A 19,263-nucleotide genomic window follows, 5' to 3' on the forward strand; every position below is an offset into this window, starting at 1 on the left:
AGTTACAATGTGCCTAAATTAATAACAAATATAAAAACTGATTGATTTATATGTAATGAATATAAATTGGATGGATATAAAAAAATTGCACTATGTGGTAACGGTTGCTCAAGAGCTGAGTTTCAGCCGTGCAGCCTTGAAATTACACATGTCGCAACCCCCATTAAGTCAGCAGATCCGGCAGATTGAAAACCACTTGGGGATGGCGCTTTTTGAGCGCTCAACGCGATCCGTGAGTTTAACTCCGTTTGGTGTTTTATTTGTTGCTAAGGCGCAGCGAGTAATTGCGGCCCACACAGAGTTAGGGGAATGTGTTGAGAGCTTTCAAACTGGCATACAGCAGCCTATAAAGTTGGGCTGCATTGGTCTTGCGTTTGAAGCATTGGTGGCAAAAAAAATGGCGATATTGTCTGGCCATTCACCTAAATTAAATGTGGTCTTAGAAGAGGGGACGAGTGCCGAGTTGGTGGCGCGTTGTCAGTCGGGACAGTTACATGGTGCGATAATTCGTTTGTTTGACCCTGAGTTACCCACCAAAGATATTCATTACCTGTCCAGTGAACACTATGTTTTTGCTTGTCCAAAGCAATGGCAGATAGAAGATAAAAGTACATCGATAAAAACGTTCTGTGGTAAACCATTTATTCATTACCCTAAGGCATTGCAGCCGAAACTGCATGAAAAAATAGAAGCGGTATTCTCGCAAGCAAAAGCGCAAATGAATGTGATCCAAGAGGTGAAGACAAAGTCGACGACGCTGTCTTTAGTTGCTGCGGGCATGGGCTTTGCCATTGTGCCGCAATCGATGATGAACAAATTTGCGTCTGAAGTGGACTTTATTGAAATCACAGAGCACTTACCAAGCGTAGATTATTATCTTTACTGCCAAGACTGGCAAGTGCATGAGCGAATGAACACCCTATATGAGGTGTTTAAATCGCCAGAGTTTACTTAAAAAAGTCATCTTCGTTTTTAGCGAGCATTGCCTCAATATCTTCAATCAGTGCTTGTGGATCTGGTTGGGCTAAGTCAGTACTTTGCACTGGGCTTGAGATTTTGTTGTTTTCTTCCGACCACTCACCTAAATCTATCAGTTGACAACGTTTAGAGCAAAATGGACGGTGTGGGCTTTGGGCCGACCAGATAACCTCTTTTTGGCATGTTGGACATTGGACCGTTGTTGGCATAGTAGATACTCACAGTATTATAGAGTGGTACAGTTTACTGTTTTACAGCAAACTATACCAGAGAGCCTGAGGGGGATTAGTAGTTAGTTACGCGGTTAATTTCGGCCAGTGAAGTGACCCCAGCGGCCGCCTTTTTTAAGCCTGATTTACGTAGATTGTCAAAACCAAGTTTGTCGGCAAGTTCGGCGATCTCTAGAGAGTTCGCACCTGCCATTATTTTATGCGACATTTCAGGAGTAATTTTAACGACCTCGTAAACACCGACGCGGCCTTTATAGCCATCTGTACAGTGGTCACACCCTTTAGGTGAATACAGGGTCATGTCTTTCACTTGCTCTTCAGTGAATCCTTGTTTGAGCAACTCTTCTTTTGGTAACTCTTCCGGTTCTTTGCATTTTGGACACAACCTTCGCGCAAGACGCTGGGCAATAATTAAACTTACCGAGCTTGCGACATTGTATGCGGGCACCCCCATATTTAGGAGTCGTGTCAGTGTTTCTGGCGCAGAATTAGTATGCAAAGTACTCATGACTAAGTGACCAGTTTGAGCTGCTTTGATAGAAATCTCAGCGGTTTCGAGATCCCTGATCTCACCGACCATCACGACATCAGGATCCTGACGTAAAAATGCTTTCAGTGCATTGGCAAACGTCATATCTGCCTTGGCGTTGATCTGAACTTGGTTGATCCCCTCTAGGTTTATTTCAACCGGATCTTCTGCTGTACTGATATTTCGCTCAGGCTTATTCAAAATATTAAGGCCTGTATAGAGCGATACCGTTTTACCAGAACCTGTTGGGCCGGTCACTAAAATCATCCCTTGTGGCTGTTCTAGCGCACTTAAGTATAGTGCTTTTTGTTCAGGCTCATAGCCCAGTACATCAATACCTAACTTGGCAGCAGACGAATCGAGTATCCGCATTACAATTTTTTCACCCCACATGGTCGGGAGTGTACTGACACGAAAATCAATGCTTTTTCGCTCAGATATTTTGAGCTTGATACGCCCATCTTGCGGTTTACGTTTTTCAGCGATGTCTAGGTGAGACATGACTTTAATTCGCGCAGATAGTCGGCTAGCTAGCGTGTTCGGTGGGCTGGCCATCTCATGTAGAATGCCATCAATACGAAAGCGGACACGGTATTTTTTTTCATAGGGTTCAAAGTGTAAATCTGACGCTCCCTTTTTAATGGCGTCCATCAAGATTTTATTGATGTAGACAATGATAGGCGCATCGTCTTTTTCTTCATCTTGCTGTTGCGTTTGAGGTTCATCTTCAACATCAAGGCTGGCAAATTCTTTGAATTCATCTTCACTCAGGGATAAGCCGGAACTTGAGTCAAACAGCTGATCTATTTTTTGTTCGAGCAGTTTGTGATCCACCACCACGATCTCACACTGTAGACCGGTACTAAACTCGAAGTTTTCAAAAGCGCCGTAATCCGTGGGATCTGAAGTCGCTATAAATAGTTTGCGATCTTTTTTAACCAGAGGTAGTAAATAGTGCTGTCGGATCAGTTTTTCTTTGATCAAGTCTTTGGGCACATTTTCAACATCAAAGCCATTCAGATCAAAATAGGGAACACGAAATAAATCAAGGCATTGCTCCGCAAGTTCCTGGCCAGACATGCCACTGCACAGGCATATCAGTTCTGCCGTGGTCGTTGCTTCGGTTTGCTTCGCCTTTATCTGATCTGGCGTAACCCGACCTAAGGTGATGAATTTTCTCAGTAATGGAGAGTGATGTTCCATGATGTCCTTTAATACTTCAACAGCTTACATTAATGTAGCAAATAAACAGCAAATGTGCTCATTGTGATGGAGCCCATCTATAATCATTCTAGAGATTTATATAAAATTCAAGAAATAAAGTGTTTAAGTGGCCTTCGCTGCGTTTAAAAAGTTTTGATGTAATTTATCTAAATCTAATTGGACTTCAGCCAATGGTCTGTCGTTATTGATAATATAGTCGGCTTTTTGGCACTTATTTTCGCGGCTCATTTGCGCAGCAATAATATTTTTCACTTGTTCTTGAGGTACTTTGTCGCGCTCACTGGTGCGCGCAATCTGTACCTCTACAGGCACATCAATTAGCAAGGTTTTATGACAGAAACGCTGTAAGCCGTTTTCAAAGAGCAATGGCGCGCACAATATAGCGTAAGGACTCGTTGCCTGCTCGAGTTGCGTGATAAGTTGCTCTCTGATCAACGGATGTAGCAATGCATTTAACCAATCTTTTTGCGCTTCATTGTCAAAAATAATGCTGCGTAATTTGGCTCTATTGAGCGTGCCTTCTGTGGTCAAAACCTCATCGCCAAAGTGTGCTATGATGCTTTTTAATCCCACTGAGCCCGGCATGACGACTTCGCGTGCAACAATATCGGCATCGACCACGTCAATACCCATGCTTTCAAAATAGCGCGTTGCAGCGGTTTTTCCTGCGCCTATGCCTCCTGTCAGGCCTAAAATCCAGGATGACATGCTATACCCCTAATAAATTTAAATACCAAATCTTTAACGCATCACCATAGAATAGGCATAACCAACCAGCAATCGCCAAATAAGGGCCGAAGGGAATAGGCGTGGCCTTGTCTTTCCCTTGCACTGCAAGTTGAATACTGCCAATGACAGCGCCAACCACACTGGAAAGTAAAATAATCGTGATGAGCGCTTGCCAGCCTAGTAACGCACCAAAAATAGCCAACAGTTTGAAATCACCATACCCCATACCTTCTTTGCCTGTGAGCAATTTAAATAGCCAATAAACACTCCATAAGCTGAGATAGCCTGCAACAGCTCCCCAAATGGCAGCTTCTACAGTGATGGTCAGTCCAAGTACTGCACTAATTATTGCTAGCCACAGCATTGGTTGTGTGAGCTGATCAGGGAGCAGCATCTTGTCTATATCAATAAAAATGAGTGCAATTAAGCCCCATGTCATCACAATGTATAGCAGCGCGGTAAACGTGGCGCCAAAATGCCATGCTACCCATAAAGAAGCTGCGGCAGTCAGCATTTCAATACAAGGGTATCTCACGGAAATCGAGGTACTACAGTATGCGCAGCGACCTTTGAGCAAAAGCCAACTTAATATCGGTATATTATGATGCGCTTTAATTTGTGTATCACAGCTGGGGCACGTTGATCTCGGTGTGATTAAATTAAATGAGCTTGAATGTGAGGCAGTTTGATCAGAGTTTTGATCGTGTTGTCCAAGTATGACCTTACACTCTGACTTCCATTCATTTTCCATCATTTTAGGTAAACGATATATCACAACATTTAAAAAGCTACCGATACAGGCGCTCGTTAATCCCACTGACAATAAGAAAAACCAGGGTTGTTGCTGCATTAAATGCCAGACGTCTTGCATTGCACTACTCTTATTATTGTTAAAAAATGAGGTAGGTTAAATAACGTTACCAAGTTGAAAGATAGGTAAGTACATAGCGACAATTAACCCACCAACTAATACGCCGAGTATCGCCATGATGAGCGGTTCAAGCAGGGTGGATAGACCATCGACAGCATCATCGACTTCTTGTTCATAAATACTGGCAACTTTCGCTAACATACTATCTAGCGCACCAGACTCCTCTCCAATGGCGACCATTTGAACAACCATATCGGGAAATATTTTAGAGTTACGCATAGCCCAGTTCATCTGATTACCTGAGCTTACTTCCCCTTTAATGTCTAAAATGGCATTTTTATAGATTATATTACCTGACGCACCCGCTGCAGAATCTAGTGCATCAACCAAAGGGACGCCGGCAGCAAAGGTTGTGGAAAGTGTTCGCGCATACCGAGCAACAGCGGCTTTTTTTAAAATTTCGCCAACGACAGGTAGCCTTAAAATAAAGCGATCATTGGCGTGCTTTACATTGGCATTGCGGATCAATAACTCTTTATAGACATAACCGCCACCACCGATGAGCAATAACATTATCCACCAGTATTCTTGCATAAATTCTGATATGGAGATAACGAGTCGTGTAAAAGCGGGAAGCTCTGCACCAAAGCCTGCAAAGATATCTTCAAATTGTGGGACAACAAAAATCAGTAGGATAGAAGTGACAATGAGCGCTACGGTGATCACTGCGATAGGGTAAAACATGGCTTTTTTAATTTTTGACTTGAGTGCTTCGGCTTTTTCTTTGTACAAAGCAACACGATCAAAAATTCTGTCTAATGCGCCTGATTGCTCACCCGATTCAATCAGATCGCAATATAAATCGTCGAAGTATCGCGGGTGTGAGCGTAGACTTTTTGCCAAGGGTTGACCGGCCTTCACTTCATCAGCGATTGAACCTATAAGCTTACTTACACTTTTATTTTTTGCACCTGAGGCAATCATATCGAGAGACTGAACTAGAGATACCCCGGCAGTCAACATAGTCGCGATTTGTCGGGTAACGATAGAAATATCTTTGGGCGTAATTTTTTGAACGCTTTTAAAGCCAAAAAGCGGCTTAGGTTTACGTTTAACTTTTGAAGGAGTGATACCTTGCTTGCGCAGTTGCGCTTTGACTAAAGCAACACTGGTGCCGGTCATTTCACCTTCGAGTTTTTTACCTCGAGCGCTCACGCCAACCCAGACAAATGTATCTATTTTTGTTGTATTTTCTTTAGAGGAGAGTGCCATAGAGTTTATTCACGCCAAAAGGAACAGAGCAATGCTCTGTCCCTTCTTTATCAGTATATTATGGTGTACCAGACGACGCTGTACACGTACCAGGTAACCAGTTTGCTTTTGCATTACCCGATATAGTGGCTGTACAAACCCAAGCGGTAATTGAGAAAGCACCGCCTGTGAAGTCTCCAGCTTCAGCAGCAGCGTTATCGGCAGCTGATGGTGTTAATACCATTGAGATACCTGCAATATCGCCAGCACTTGTCATGGTAATAGCACCAGCAGCGCTTACACTTAGTGCACTAACATATTGACTAGCGGCAAAGCCATCACCACAAGTAGTAGGTGCTGTGCCTAGTTGTGCTCTTTCTTCAATACATGCTTTTGGCATGGTTGAAGCTGCAAGCAATTCTGAAGCTTTAGCTCGGTTAACATAATCTGTGTAAGCTGGAAGGGCTACTGCTGCCAAAATACCGATGATTGCAATCACAATCATTAATTCGATAAGGGTAAAACCACCCTGTCGTTGTTGCGTCATGATGTGTCTCCTAAGGGATGTTAGACCCGGTGGCCGTATTCACTTACACCAGGATTTTTTTAAATTAGTGCTTATGGCACTGATCACCGTGTATTTACTGACTCGGTAGATCAACTTTAGTATGCGCTTTTATAACTAAAAAGAATTAACCTAAATCATTAATTTAATTCTTTTTTATTAAAAATGCTTTGTAAATAAATGTCAACATAAAAATGCACATTTAGTTACATTTGAATTACAAGCGCGATTATATTATTCAAAGCGCATCGATAAATCGATGCTCTGTACGTGCTTGGTTAAAGCACCACTTGATATATAATCGACACCAGCTTGTGCATACTGTGCCAAAATATCTAATGTCATATTACCCGAGACCTCTAGCTTTGCTCTACCTGAGGTTAGTCTAACGGCGTTTTGAATGTCTTCAACGGTAAAATTATCTAGCATAATGATGTCGCTGCCCGCATTTAATGCTTGTTCTAGCTCATCAAGATTCTCCACTTCCACCTCTACAGGCTTATCTGGATGCGTGCTTTTTGCCTGTGCAACCGCATTTGCAATGCCACCGCAAGCGGCAATGTGGTTTTCTTTGATTAAAAAGGCATCAAATAAGCCAATGCGGTGGTTTTTACCCCCCCCACACGTGACGGCGTACTTTTGCAACGCTCTCAACCCTGGAATTGTTTTTCTGGTATCGAGTAATTGTGTTTGGCTGCCAGCGAGGGCTTTTACGTAATGTGCTGTTGTGGTGGCCGTGCCTGAGAGAGTTTGCACAAAGTTAAGGGCAGTGCGCTCGGCAGTTAAAATTGCTCTTGCTGAGCCTGTCGCGGTAAAAATACGTGAGTTTGCAGTCAGTTTGTCTCCGTCATTGGCTAAAACGGTGACTTCAACACTAGGATCTACTTGTTTGAATACTTCTAAAATAAGGTCTTTACCACAAAATACGCAGTCTTCTCTGGTAATCACATAAGCGTTGGCTTGCTGGTCTTCTGGGATCAATGCTGCGGTAATATCACCTTGTGCGGCGGATTGATGGTTAAGGTCTTCATCGAGTGCATTTTTAACAAGTTGCGAAATAAGTTCTGATTGCATAGGTAGATCATCATTGTTTTTACTATCTTAAATTCTACTGTGATTAACGCAATGAAACAATTTTCTTTAACAAAAGTATGCGTTCTTTCTCAAAATAAAATTGCAATAGTGCTTCGAGTTAATTCTTGATATGGTAGGCGAGATACAATTTAAAGCTAATTTTTTATATGGAAAATCAACAGCAATGGCTAAGTTTTGCCAAACATAGGCATTCACCTCACTGTGATGAGCGGCCTGATAACCATGAGGTCGATTTACTGGTTATTCATAATATTTCGTTGCCAGCAGGTCAGTTTGGTACTTCCTTTGTTGATGACCTCTTTATGGGGCAGATTGATTGTCACGCCCATGAAAGTTTTGCGTCTTTAGAAGGTGTGCGTGTGTCTGCTCACTGTTTTATTCGCAGAGATGGTGAAGTATTGCAATATGTACCATTTTTAAAGCGGGCATGGCATGCAGGGGTTTCCAGTTTTAATGGTCGACAAAAGTGTAATGATTTTAGTATTGGCATTGAGCTTGAAGGAACCGATCAAACCCCTTATACACAAGCGCAGTACGACTCTTTAGTGACAGTGAGTAAATCCATTATTAAACGGTTTCCAAAAATAACGCCTCAGCGCATTGTGGGTCATTGTGATATTGCGCCAACGCGTAAAACCGACCCCGGTGATGCATTTGATTGGCAGCACTATTTAAGTTTATTACAACGTGAATTAAGAGTAATAGAGTAAAAAACATGATATTAATTTCGATATTAGTGGCATTGATAATTGAGCGTTTAGGTGCCAAATCATCTCGCTGGCAAATTGATTATTATTTGGCGCAATACCAAGCCTTTAGCTATCAAAAAAGTGCAGTAAACTGGCTGTTTAAGACCAGTGTCGGCGCTATGTTGTGGCTTATGTTGCCCGCGCTACTAATTGCATTTCTGTATAACTTTTCTGATTTTGTTCTGTGGCAGTTGGTATTAAATGTTGTTGTTTTGCTCGTTTGTTTTGGCTGTGCCAAATATCGTAAATCGTATAAAGGTTACCTCAATGCTTTGGCCAGAGATGATAATGAGGCGGCAACCTTGTATGCAATGCAAATGGGCCAAACTAAAACTGAGGATGAGCCAAACGGTGAAACGTTTGGGCAAACTTTAGCATGGATCAACTTCACACATTACTGTGCTGTGATGTTTTGGTTTGTTGTGCTTGGGGCACCCGGTGCCATTATGTATGCAGCAACACGCGCGGTTGTTGAAGTCCTTAAAGACGAAGTTAACGGGGAGCCGTCACATGCAGAGCAAAAATGTGCTGAATTAATGGCGCCTCACAGTGCCCGTTTCGACGTATTATTTCACTGTCTAAACTGGTTGCCTGCTCGCCTTGCTGGTTTTGGCTATCTCATCATTGGTAACTTCTCAAAAGGAACTGGCAGCTGGCTTAAGTATTTACTGGATTTTAAAACTTGCAATCGCAAAGTGGTCACGGAGACCGCGTTGTCCGCTGAGCAAATTGAGCAGCAGTACTTCGGCTGTACATATGAAGCTGCCTGCATGATGCGCCTAGTTAAGCGCAATGTACTATTTTATCTGTTTTTAGTGGCTGCACTGACGCTGTTTGCAGGCCTAAACTAAGCCAACTTTAGTGGCTTATTAAAAATGTTTAGTAAGCCACTCTTTTTTACGCTGCTGCATTCTTTCAATTAAATGGGGTTCTAGTCCCAATACAGGCATCATTACATCTGTCACGTCTACAACGTCACATACCCCGTTGACTGACCATAGCGCCTCTTCTAAACCTTTTGCTTTGTGTAAAGCATAGTGACTGACATAGCGCAATTCATTGGCTAAGTGGTCCATATCTGGGCGGCCTGTTTTTGATACATAAAGGTGGCAGATAAATAGGATGCCATTTTTGAGCGCTTTTTTAGCAAATAAAAATAGTGGCTCAATGGGCTCTCCAAAAGGTATACACTGAGATTTCACGCCATGGTTTTGTTCGTTAATTTGTTTTTCGTCAAAATGAACAAAAAGCGTAAACCTAAGCGGTTTATCTTGTCGGGACTTTTCTCTCATCAAGTCGGTTAAAGGCTCAGCAACATAATTAACAGGAAAGAGTTTATCTGGGAACAGTAGCTCTTGGCCATTGTGAGTCGTGAGATGTGGCAACAGGACATTATGCAGTGGAGAGGGATATAGGCCATGACCTACTGCACCAATTTCCATATGTGATGCCTTTTTGTGAAGATAGAGCGGCAGTTGACAAATGCTCTTTGTAACCATATTTCTCAGCGCAGTAGATAGGCCTGGTATTTTAGGGGCTTCTTCGCTCGGCTGAAGTTTGTCTTTATTATTTTCTATGAGTGCGGTAAAAAACTCCATTGCAGTGTGTGTGACACCTGCAACTTGTTTGACTTTTAAATTAATAATGGTCTTTGATTTACTCACCGCCATGATTTCATATCTTAAACCCGATAAAGCATGCTGTTTAGTTATCTTTTGTAGGTCTGGTAAATCAATCGTCACTAAATCGCCTTTAGTGACATCTATGGCGTTTTCAACTTCGATCTGTAGGCCCATCACAGAGAAATCTCGCGTATTGCCATTTATTGATTGATTATCAGAAATATTTAAGGTGACTGCGGTACGGTATAAAAACCGCTTATGCGATCTTAAATTGACATACTCTAAAGCGACTTTTTCCAGTGGGGGCGGGTTTTTCGATTTACCATGCCCAAATTCTTTGAGACGGTTGATACTCTCTTGAGCATAAGACATTTGATTACAGTGCGACTTAAGCTCAGGGGTAGTGATCTCTGTCAACAGCATTAAGTGATGGACTGGTTCAATAAGACCTTGTGCACGAGGAGGAGGGCGCTTATTGAGCTTTTCAACATTTTTTCCTGCACTTTTTGGTAATGACAGCGGGATAAACGCATCTTCATGGTGGCTAGGCATAAGCTGCACTTTGAAGACTCGCCAGCTATCTTTTTCGCTACCAAACCCTAAAAATAAGCTCTTCAGCTCTGGCTGTTGCTCTAGTTCCCAGTCAAATGCAGAGTAAAAATAGATTTTACCACCGTTAGAGTGCGTAAATGTATAGCAATAGGCTTCTTTTACTGGCGCTGATTGCAACAGTAATTTTTGCAGTCGTTTATTATTAAACACGCTATACAAACAGGAGGTTTTTCGCTCATCTTCAAAATAGTAATTGATGAATGCGTTATTCTCGTTAGTGAGTACCATACTGGGGAGAAGCAGGTTATTAACTCGACTGAAAAATACAAAAAGAGAGCTGACTCTAGGAAGGTAATATTGCTCGTATCCTTTGCAAACAACGGCATCCATGGTGTTGTCTAAATTAATTTTATAGCGTCGTTTATTACCGTGGATGAAGCTTTCTAAAAATTCATCAAAGCCTGAGTTATTTTCTACAAAGGTACGCTTTAAGCGGACATAATTATAATCTGAGTTTGACTCTTCTACGGCGACTACTTCGTATTGAATCCCTTCTTTTAAGCCGAGTTCAAAATCTTGCTCTAATCCGACCAATCGAAGTGTGATCACATTCTTGGGGTGGACATGATAGTTTTTTCCAAGCTTGATCTTTGCCCCACTCAATGAGATATCTGAGGTACTCGCGGGGATAGTAGTTCCACTTTTTAACTCAACCGTAATTTTGATTGAGTAGTTCATCCGTTCTTCTATACGGCTCTCATATGAAGCGAATCGAATCAATTGTGCTTCATGCTCAAAAACGACCAAAGGTTCGGTGTCATCTTGATCTTGAGCTTGCTTTTGCATCACCTTGTAGTTATTGTCGGTGTGCATAACGGCCTCGTAAACAGCCATGGTGTAACCGCCATGTTGCGCAACTTCTCGCTCGAAAACACTGATGGCGAGATCATCCATAAAGTGTTGCTTCCCATCATGCTCGTACGGTTTTACATCACCAGAGACCTGCCCTCTTAGATCAATAAAGCGTGCAACAGGTTGAGATAGGCGCGTCATTTCCATCTTTAATAAGAATTGATCAGGTTTTGTGAGATGTGCGGTCTTTTGTTTGAAGATAAAATCAAAATTTGGATCGCCTAAATCTCCTTTTAGGTCATTAATAAGGTCTTGATGTAATTCTAATTTATCTTCACTCATAGCTTTTCGCAGTTTGTCCGCAGACAATGTCTCTTTGTTATTATTTCAGCCTTCGCCAATTTTATGTCAGTATAGCTACATTCTTAACTTGTAGCTTAACTGGGTTTTCCATTTAAGCAATAACTATGCCTTGATATATATGGGAAAAAAGAAAACCGCATTTGTATGTAGTGATTGTGGAGCGGAATTTGCTCGTTGGCAAGGGCAATGTTCTGAATGTAAAGCCTGGAACACCGTAACAGAGTTTCGTGTACCTTCTGTGAAAGCGGCTCCACGCAGTGCAGGCACAACTGGCTATGCAGGTGTTGTCGAAGCAAAAATTCAGACGCTAGATGAAGTAAATCTAGAGTCTTTGCCAAGATTTTCAACAGGATTCAAAGAGTTTGATCGCGTTTTAGGTGGAGGGGTTGTCCCTGGCAGTGCCATTTTAATCGGCGGTGAACCTGGCGCGGGTAAAAGTACTTTGCTATTGCAGACGATGTGTTTGCTCGCGCAATCGATGCCGACGCTATATGTTACGGGTGAGGAATCACTACAGCAAGTCGCTATGCGTGCAAAGCGTTTGGGGTTGCCTACAGATAAACTAAAAACGCTTGCCGAGACCAATGTTGAAACGATTTGTCAGCTGGCGTTGAGGGAGAAGCCAGCAATCATGGTGATTGACTCTATTCAAGTTATGCATATGACGGATGTACAGTCAGCGCCGGGAAGTGTTTCACAAGTGCGAGAAAGTGCTGCTTACCTGACGCGTTTTGCAAAACAGAATCAAGTTGCAATCATCATGGTAGGCCATGTAACTAAAGATGGCACGCTTGCTGGACCTAAGGTATTAGAGCACTGTATTGATTGTTCTATTTTACTTGAAGGGAGTAGTGATAGTCGGTTTAGAACGCTTCGGGGTAATAAAAACCGCTTTGGTGCCGTCAATGAGCTTGGTGTATTTGCCATGACGGGCCAGGGGCTTAAGGAAGTAAATAACCCCTCAGCTATTTTCTTAAACCGAGGGGAAGAGCAAACGCCCGGTTCTCTGGTTATGGTGATTTGGGAAGGCACGAGGCCTCTACTGGTCGAAGTTCAGGCGCTTGTTGATTATTCCCAGTTAGCCAACCCGCGACGTGTGACTGTTGGTTTGGAGCAGAATCGTCTTGCAATGTTATTGGCTGTCTTACATCGTCATGGCGGTTTGCAGGTTGCAGATCAAGATGTCTTTGTTAACGTGGTTGGTGGGGTTAAAGTGAATGAAACCAGTGCCGACTTGGCGTTGATCACCGCTTTAGTATCCAGTTTTAAAAACTACGCGTTGGATAAACAGTTAGTTGTATTTGGTGAAGTAGGTTTAGGAGGGGAGATCCGCCCAGTACCTAGCGGTCAAGAAAGACTGAGAGAAGCTGCCAAACACGGCTTTAAACGTGCTATTGTACCAGTCGCCAATAAACCGAAAGAAGATATCGAAGGGATGGAAGTCATTGGTGTTTCCAGCTTAAACGATGCATTACAAGCGCTATTTTAAGGAATCATTATGAATAAAGCGGCTCTCACAGGCGTTGCACTTGCTGTTGCAGGTGGCGTGGCAGGTGTAAACTGGTATGCAAATAAAACGGCAAACGAAGTTGTAGCACAGCAAATACAGCAGTTTTCTGAGCAAACTGGTCTCGCGGTGAGCTATCAAAACGTAGATTACAGCTTATTAAGTAATACGGTAGTGTTGGAAAATATCTCATTTAAGGAGCAAGATACAGAGCAGGGGTTAGTAGAGATTGAACGCTTTTCTTTGAAAGGGTATGAGGAAGGGAAGATAAGTCCTTTAACAGTACTTCAGGTTCAAGGCTTATCATTGTCGAATGATTTTAAAGCCACCGCTGTAGAAGCGATACCAAGCGCGTTATCTGACGCTAAATATAACCTCAACTCTACCATGCGTTATGATGAGTCCAGTGGTGACAGTCAATTAGAATTTGATATGGCGGCTGAAAAAGTAGTGAGTTTTGGTATGGATATCGCGTTGAGCAACAGCCGAGACTTTATGGAGTTGCAACATGATATTCAGCAAATGCACGATCAAGGCGAAATGACTTTAGAAGCCGAGTTGCAAATGCAGAGCAAAATGATCACCACGATGCAGTCTTTACAGCCAGTTGAGATGTCATTTTCTTTGAAAAATGAGGGTGAGCTCAAATCTCTTGTTGAAGATGAGTTACAAAAAGGCGGGCTTGATCATGAGCAGCTTAAGGCAATGATCGCGATGCAAATGGAGAATGTGCCAGCAAGTGATGAGGCAAAACAGGCTATTCAATCATTTATCGCTGGATTGTCTTCACTTGAGGTAAGTATGCAGTTTCCTGAAAATACGAGCTTCATGCAGCTAGGCTTACAGCTTCAGCCTTTGGCTGCAAACCCACAGGCATTAGAAGAGTTTTTAAAACTTAAAATTGTGGGTCGTTAACAGCAAAAAGGCGAGGAAAACCTCGCCTTTTTTGTGCTTGAATTTTGTCTACTTGTCGTTTAAAGCAAGCATTAACTCACGTTTGCGCTCTAACCTTACTAACATTTGTTCTGCCAGTGGTTTGAACTTCGCAAGTTCTTGTTTTGGCAATGGTAGAGACTTCGGCAATTTAACTGTTCTTGGGTTACGGTGTGTACCGTCGACTAAAAACTCATAGTGTAAGTGTGGTCCAGTAACACGGCCAGTTGCGCCAACAGTACCTATTTTCTGGCCCTGCTTCACTTTTTGTCCTGTTTTTACATGCAACTTATGCAAGTGAAGGTATTTGGTTGTGTATTGGCTGCCATGCTCAATGAATACGTAATTACCATTGAGGCGGTTAAAACCGGCTTTGGTTACTCGGCCATTGCCCGCTGCGACTACTGGGGTGCCTACTTTAGCTGCGTAGTCTATGCCTCTATGTGGTCGTACTTGTTTCGTAACAGGGTGTAATCTACGCGGGTTGAAATTAGAACTAATATATTTGAAGTTTACCGGTGCACGTAGGAAGGCTTTTTTCATGCTACGACCCTCTGGCGTATAAAACTCGCCATTGGTATGCCTAATAGCTGTGTAGCGGTCGCCTTGGTTCATAAATTCTGCGGCAATGATTTTACCATTACCAATTTCTTCACCATCAACATAATGTGATTCGTAAACTAGTGTGAACGTATCGCCTTCACGAATGTCGTTGGCAAAATCTACATCCCAACCAAAAATATTGGCAAAGTTCATGATCTGTCGTTGCGTCAAGCCAGCAGAGATACCCGCAGTCCAAAAGCTTGAACGGATTTTACCGCCAGCGGTTTTTTCACGCGTTTCGATTTCTTTACTGGTTATCTGTGTGGCATAGTTACCATTTTCAGTACGTGTGACATACAGTGTATCTGTTTTGGAAAGCACATATTTCAGTTGTGCGAGATTACCTTGTGTGTCGCTTGCAAAGCTGAGGGTTTCACCTGGGTGGATTTTTGTCAGCTTGCGCGTTTCTTCGTTGGTATTAACTAAATTATGCAACGTTTGAGCTGAGTAGCCAGCACGTTTAAACAACACAGCGAGACTATCACCAGAGCGTACTTTATGATCTACATAGTCATAACTAATTGTATTTTCTTGCTCTTCAGGTTTTTCAACTTCAGCACTTAGTGTCGTTAATTGCTCTGGCTGTTGCTCTTCAACTTTAATTGGAAGCTCATATCGCTTGCCAATTTCTAATGCATCATCTTTATGATCTTTAGATGCAGTGGCTTTTTCAGAGGGCAGCAAGGCTATCCCAACCATTGCAGCCAACAAGCCGACAATAAGCATTTTGTGTTTTTTGGGAAGCTTATTTACTGCAGGTACCATAACGTGCCTTTTTCGCTGTCAAGAAATTTTATGAATAATAGTGCAGCATATACGTAATAAAGCGTTAATACCAGTATTTTGTGCATTTAAACTCCGTGCAATATAGGCTAGAATCGAGCGATAAACTGAATATTGTGTTGGAGTGATAATGGTGGACATTGAAACTGCATTTGCTGAAATTAAGCGCGGTGCAGAAGACATATTAATTGAAGACGAACTGAAAGAGAAATTAAAGTCAGGGAAAAAGCTGCGTATTAAGGCTGGATTTGATCCAACAGCGCCTGATTTGCATTTAGGCCACACAGTACTAATTAATAAATTAAAAACTTTCCAAGATTTAGGTCATGAGGTCATTTTCTTAATTGGTGATTTTACCGGCATGATTGGTGACCCAACTGGTAAAAATGTCACTCGTAAGCCACTTACTCGTGAAGACGTACTTGCTAATGCAGAAACGTATAAAGAGCAGGTATTTAAAATCCTTGACCCAGCAAAAACTACGGTTGCGTTTAATTCTCAGTGGATGGAGAAATTAAGCAGTGCGGACATGATCAAGCTTGCATCACGTCAAACTGTGGCTCGTATGTTAGAGCGTGATGATTTTAAAAAGCGTTATGCTGGCGGCCAAGCAATTGCTATCCATGAATTCTTATATCCACTTGTTCAGGGTTGGGACTCTGTTGCATTGGAAGCAGATGTTGAGCTTGGTGGTACGGATCAACGCTTTAACCTATTGATGGGCCGAGAGTTACAAAAAGAAGAAGGTCAAAAGCCGCAAACAGTTCTGATGATGCCTCTGCTTGAAGGGACTGATGGTGTGCAAAAGATGTCAAAATCTTTAGGCAACTATATTGGTATCACAGATGCACCAACGGAAATGTTTGGTAAAGTCATGTCGATTTCTGATGATCTTATGTGGCGTTACTATGAGCTACTAAGTGCTAAGTCTTTGTCCGAGATTGAAGCATTAAAAGAAGAAGTGACAGCTGGTCGTAACCCTCGTGATATCAAAATTGATTTCGCAAAAGAGATGATTGCTCGCTTCCACAGTGAAGAAGACGCACAAGCTGCACATCAGGACTTCATTAAGCGTTTCCAGAAGAATGCATTGCCAGACGATATTCCTGAGGTATCAATAAACATCGAAGGCGACACCACGTTTATTGCTAATTTATTAAAAGAAGCGGGTCTTGTAGCGAGTACGTCAGAAGCCATGCGTATGATCAAACAAGGCGCAGTCAAGCTTAACGGTGAAGAGAAAATCACTGATACTAAACTAGAAATAGCGAAAGGCAGTACTGAGATTTACCAAGTTGGTAAACGTAAGTTTGCGAGAGTAACAGTAAACTAATTGCTTGATTAGATAGCCAAGTAGTGATGACTACTTGGCTATATCAAATTAATTGCAAACCAAATTAAAGCAGTTAGCCCCAGCCAAAATAACCTCATACTGCTTAACAGCTTTAACATATGCTGAATGTCTTCAACCACCGGTTGTCTATCACTACCAATCCTAATGTTGTCAAAACGCTCGTTGTTGTAAAATCTAGGTCCTGCAAGTTGCACATTCAAGTTAGCAGAAAACAGCGCCATGACCCAGCCTGAGTTTTTATTTACATAATGCTGTGCATAATGTTTAAAGTAGTGTCTTGTTTTAGAGAAGTTTTGTGTGAGGGCCATGATAAAAGCAAACCCTCGTAGTGGAAGCCACTCAAGTAAATATATCGAACGCTGAACTGGTCGCATAAATGGGTGTCTGATGCTTAGCTGCTGTCTCCAGCTTTGGTCGCAAAGTAATAATAACTTATAGGTAAGTGCGATGTAGGGTCCTGCGATAATATAAAAAATGATAATAAGATAAAAATGACGTACTGTGTTGAGGGCTAGTGAGTCTAAACACGCTTTGATGACCCCAACTTCAGATAGCTTATCGGTATCTCTACTTACAATACTTGTTAATAGCTGCTTTGCCGATCCTTTTTGACCATGGGATATCAGTTTTGCAATGCGTCGAGCGCGTGTCTCAAAATGGGTATCTAAGCATAGAAATAAGATTAAACCGCCAAACCACTGAGGATAGAAAGAGATATAAGATAAGGCGTAGAGCAACACAACCACAGTCAGTATTGGTAAAAAGCAAGCCAGGGAGCCTGAAAGGGTATGTTGAGCATCAGAGTTATGTTTTTTTACGACGCGTTTGGCTAAATTGCTAGTGAGTAGCGCAAAGACTGTATTGGGATGATAGAGCTTTGAAAGCTTCAAGCCAAATGCACATATCAGGGCCAAACAAAAGATAAGCAAGCCCTCTTGGGCTTGCAACAAATTGAGTGTCACTTACAGGGTTACCTGTTGCAGGTTTTCAAGTAATGCGACCACTAGCTTTGATGAGTTGACAGAAGCAACTTCTAAATATTCATCAAAAGACTGTGGAGATTCTTTACCTGCGATATCTGATAATGAGCGGATCACAACAAAGGGGGTGTCTAGTACGTGACATGCTTGTGCAATTGCAGCACCTTCCATTTCAACGGCTAACATATTTGGAAAATCCTGACGTGTCTTTTCAATGCGCACAGGATCACACATGAAAGAATCACCAGTGCAAATTTGACCAACCATAGTTTGAATATCACCCACAGCATGAATGCTTGCTTCAGATGCTTTGATAAGAGTTGGGTGAGCTGCAAAGCCGGCTGGCATTTGTGGTACTTGACCTATTTCATAACCAAATGCAGTAACATCTACATCATGGTGACGTACTTCGCTTGAGATCACCACATCACCAACATTCAAAGAAGGCTCAAACCCGCCGGCAGAACCAGTATTAATGACACAATCAGGCTCAAAGTTGTCGATAAGTAATGTTGTTGCCACTGTCGCGGCTACTTTACCTATGCCTGATTGCACAAGTGTTACTTCATGGCCACCAAGCTCACCGGTATAAAATGTGAACCCGCCTTTTGTAAGTGTTTTAGGTGACTGCATTGTGTCACGTAAAATCGTAACTTCCTGCTCCATCGCACCGATAATGCCAATTTTCATAATTCATCTCTTTGTATTTAATTTTTGTTCATTATATACATTCTTATTTTGAAAGCATTAATTCGTCGGTAAAACTGTAGGACTTGCTGCTTAAAAATTTAAGCAGCAAGGGGGATGATGTTAGATTTCAGCAAGCGCCTTTGCTTGTGATGGTGAAAGCACCGCAGGTTTATTGTTGCGATTGCGAATAGGCTTAGTTTTGTCAGGTTTTTGACCCAACTTGAATAAGATTGCGGCACGAACCTCAGGACTCTTATAGCCCGATTTTATCTTCATTCTAATATGAGGGATCCCCGCAGACTCTAGTGCACCACTAACAAACCAATCTTTTTGGGCTTTGTGGCCATTCTTGTTGGCGTTATTAACCAAATCTACCGCGGCGACAATATTGAGTGTACTCTTATCTACTAATACATAGTCGAGCTGCTTATTTTGCGCCTTGGTAATGGCTGAGCGTCTAGCTTTTTTTGATAAGCCTGGCTTGCACTCAATGACGTCGACTAACTTTACGCGGCTTACAATTTTATATCTATCACCTACAGCTCGCTCGAGAAGTTGCAAAAAGGACGCTTCTACAGTCGTAAAAACAGACTCTTTACGGTTAAACGGATAAGGATTGCCACCCACGTCGGTATATTTAGAAATTACGATAGAGGCAATAACTACGAGCGCTAAAATAGCTAAAAGTGTTAATTCCATAAATCACTCCACGACAACAAATTGACTTTGATAATTTACAAGCAAGGAGTGTGCCGGAAGTGATTTTAAGGTAGGCGCTAAAGGTTATTTAACGCCTATAGGCC

At 42.2% G+C, this 19,263-nt stretch carries 18 protein-coding genes; 6 read left to right on the plus strand and 12 right to left on the minus strand.

What is annotated here, in order from left to right:
* Positions 1–70 precede the first annotated feature (70 nt).
* On the plus strand, positions 71–955 hold the full coding sequence (locus tag N473_RS03550) for a LysR family transcriptional regulator (RefSeq protein WP_063366752.1): 885 nt from the start codon (positions 71–73) through the stop codon (positions 953–955).
* Here the strand turns inward: N473_RS03550 and yacG are convergent.
* The 7 genes from yacG to nadC form a co-directional block, all read right to left on the minus strand.
* Entirely contained in the window at positions 948–1,187 is a 240-nt protein-coding gene (gene yacG, locus N473_RS03555) for a DNA gyrase inhibitor YacG (protein WP_039611955.1), read from the minus strand. The two genes, N473_RS03550 and yacG, sit on opposite strands and share 8 nt — an antisense overlap.
* A 76-nt stretch (positions 1,188–1,263) precedes the next feature.
* Complete coding sequence (gene pilB, locus N473_RS03560) at positions 1,264–2,940, minus strand: type IV-A pilus assembly ATPase PilB (protein WP_039611954.1); 1,677 nt, start codon at positions 2,938–2,940, stop codon at positions 1,264–1,266.
* Positions 2,941–3,063: 123 nt separating this feature from the next.
* Positions 3,064–3,669 carry a dephospho-CoA kinase gene (gene coaE, locus N473_RS03565; protein ID WP_063366753.1) on the minus strand — a complete coding sequence of 202 codons (606 nt, stop codon included), beginning with the start codon at positions 3,667–3,669 and terminating at the stop codon, positions 3,064–3,066.
* 1 nt (position 3,670) lies between these two features.
* Positions 3,671–4,561 (minus strand): prepilin peptidase, encoded by an 891-nt coding sequence (locus N473_RS03570; protein ID WP_063366754.1) that lies wholly within the window; start codon positions 4,559–4,561, stop codon positions 3,671–3,673.
* Positions 4,562–4,597: 36 nt separating this feature from the next.
* A complete protein-coding gene (locus N473_RS03575) occupies positions 4,598–5,833 on the minus strand; it encodes a type II secretion system F family protein (RefSeq protein ID WP_063366755.1) in 1,236 nt (411 codons plus the stop codon).
* 58 nt (positions 5,834–5,891) lie between these two features.
* Positions 5,892–6,359, minus strand: coding sequence for a pilin (locus N473_RS03580; protein ID WP_063366756.1), 468 nt, complete (start codon positions 6,357–6,359; stop codon positions 5,892–5,894).
* A 252-nt stretch (positions 6,360–6,611) separates the two neighbouring features.
* Positions 6,612–7,451, minus strand: coding sequence for a carboxylating nicotinate-nucleotide diphosphorylase (gene nadC / locus N473_RS03585; protein WP_039611949.1), 840 nt, complete (start codon positions 7,449–7,451; stop codon positions 6,612–6,614).
* 167 nt (positions 7,452–7,618) lie between these two features.
* On the opposite strand from nadC, the gene ampD reads away from it, so the two are divergent.
* Together ampD and ampE are read left to right on the plus strand one after the other, a co-directional pair.
* Complete coding sequence (ampD, locus tag N473_RS03590) at positions 7,619–8,182, plus strand: 1,6-anhydro-N-acetylmuramyl-L-alanine amidase AmpD (protein ID WP_063366757.1); 564 nt, start codon at positions 7,619–7,621, stop codon at positions 8,180–8,182.
* A 5-nt stretch (positions 8,183–8,187) separates the two neighbouring features.
* Complete coding sequence (gene ampE / locus N473_RS03595) at positions 8,188–9,072, plus strand: beta-lactamase regulator AmpE (RefSeq protein ID WP_063366758.1); 885 nt, start codon at positions 8,188–8,190, stop codon at positions 9,070–9,072.
* 18 nt (positions 9,073–9,090) lie between these two features.
* Here the strand turns inward: ampE and N473_RS03600 are convergent, their stop codons facing one another.
* Positions 9,091–11,589: a PilZ domain-containing protein gene (locus N473_RS03600; protein WP_063366759.1), complete on the minus strand. Its 2,499-nt coding sequence runs from the start codon at positions 11,587–11,589 to the stop codon at positions 9,091–9,093.
* 139 nt (positions 11,590–11,728) lie between these two features.
* On the opposite strand from N473_RS03600, the gene radA reads away from it, so the two are divergent.
* Together radA and N473_RS03610 are read left to right on the plus strand one after the other, a co-directional pair.
* Complete coding sequence (radA, locus tag N473_RS03605; RefSeq protein WP_039611945.1) at positions 11,729–13,099, plus strand: DNA repair protein RadA; 1,371 nt, start codon at positions 11,729–11,731, stop codon at positions 13,097–13,099.
* 9 nt (positions 13,100–13,108) lie between these two features.
* A complete protein-coding gene (locus tag N473_RS03610; RefSeq protein WP_063366760.1) occupies positions 13,109–14,032 on the plus strand; it encodes a hypothetical protein in 924 nt (307 codons plus the stop codon).
* Between the two features lie 48 nt (positions 14,033–14,080).
* Here N473_RS03610 and N473_RS03615 read toward each other — a convergent pair whose 3' ends face one another.
* Complete coding sequence (locus tag N473_RS03615) at positions 14,081–15,418, minus strand: peptidoglycan DD-metalloendopeptidase family protein (RefSeq protein WP_063366761.1); 1,338 nt, start codon at positions 15,416–15,418, stop codon at positions 14,081–14,083.
* Between the two features lie 151 nt (positions 15,419–15,569).
* Between N473_RS03615 and tyrS the strand changes: the two genes are divergently transcribed.
* Positions 15,570–16,769: a tyrosine--tRNA ligase gene (gene tyrS / locus N473_RS03620; RefSeq protein ID WP_063366918.1), complete on the plus strand. Its 1,200-nt coding sequence runs from the start codon at positions 15,570–15,572 to the stop codon at positions 16,767–16,769.
* Between the two features lie 38 nt (positions 16,770–16,807).
* Here tyrS and N473_RS03625 read toward each other — a convergent pair whose 3' ends face one another.
* From N473_RS03625 to N473_RS03635, 3 genes are all read right to left on the minus strand, one after another.
* Positions 16,808–17,752, minus strand: coding sequence for a cobalamin biosynthesis protein CobD/CbiB (locus N473_RS03625; RefSeq protein WP_063366762.1), 945 nt, complete (start codon positions 17,750–17,752; stop codon positions 16,808–16,810).
* On the minus strand, positions 17,753–18,460 hold the full coding sequence (mtnN, locus tag N473_RS03630; RefSeq protein WP_063366763.1) for a 5'-methylthioadenosine/S-adenosylhomocysteine nucleosidase: 708 nt from the start codon (positions 18,458–18,460) through the stop codon (positions 17,753–17,755).
* Positions 18,461–18,580: 120 nt separating this feature from the next.
* On the minus strand, positions 18,581–19,159 hold the full coding sequence (locus N473_RS03635) for a DUF2726 domain-containing protein (protein WP_039611940.1): 579 nt from the start codon (positions 19,157–19,159) through the stop codon (positions 18,581–18,583).
* Positions 19,160–19,263 lie beyond the last annotated feature (104 nt).

The organism is Pseudoalteromonas luteoviolacea CPMOR-1 (assembly GCF_001625685.1).
Classification (GTDB): domain Bacteria; phylum Pseudomonadota; class Gammaproteobacteria; order Enterobacterales; family Alteromonadaceae; genus Pseudoalteromonas; species Pseudoalteromonas luteoviolacea_K.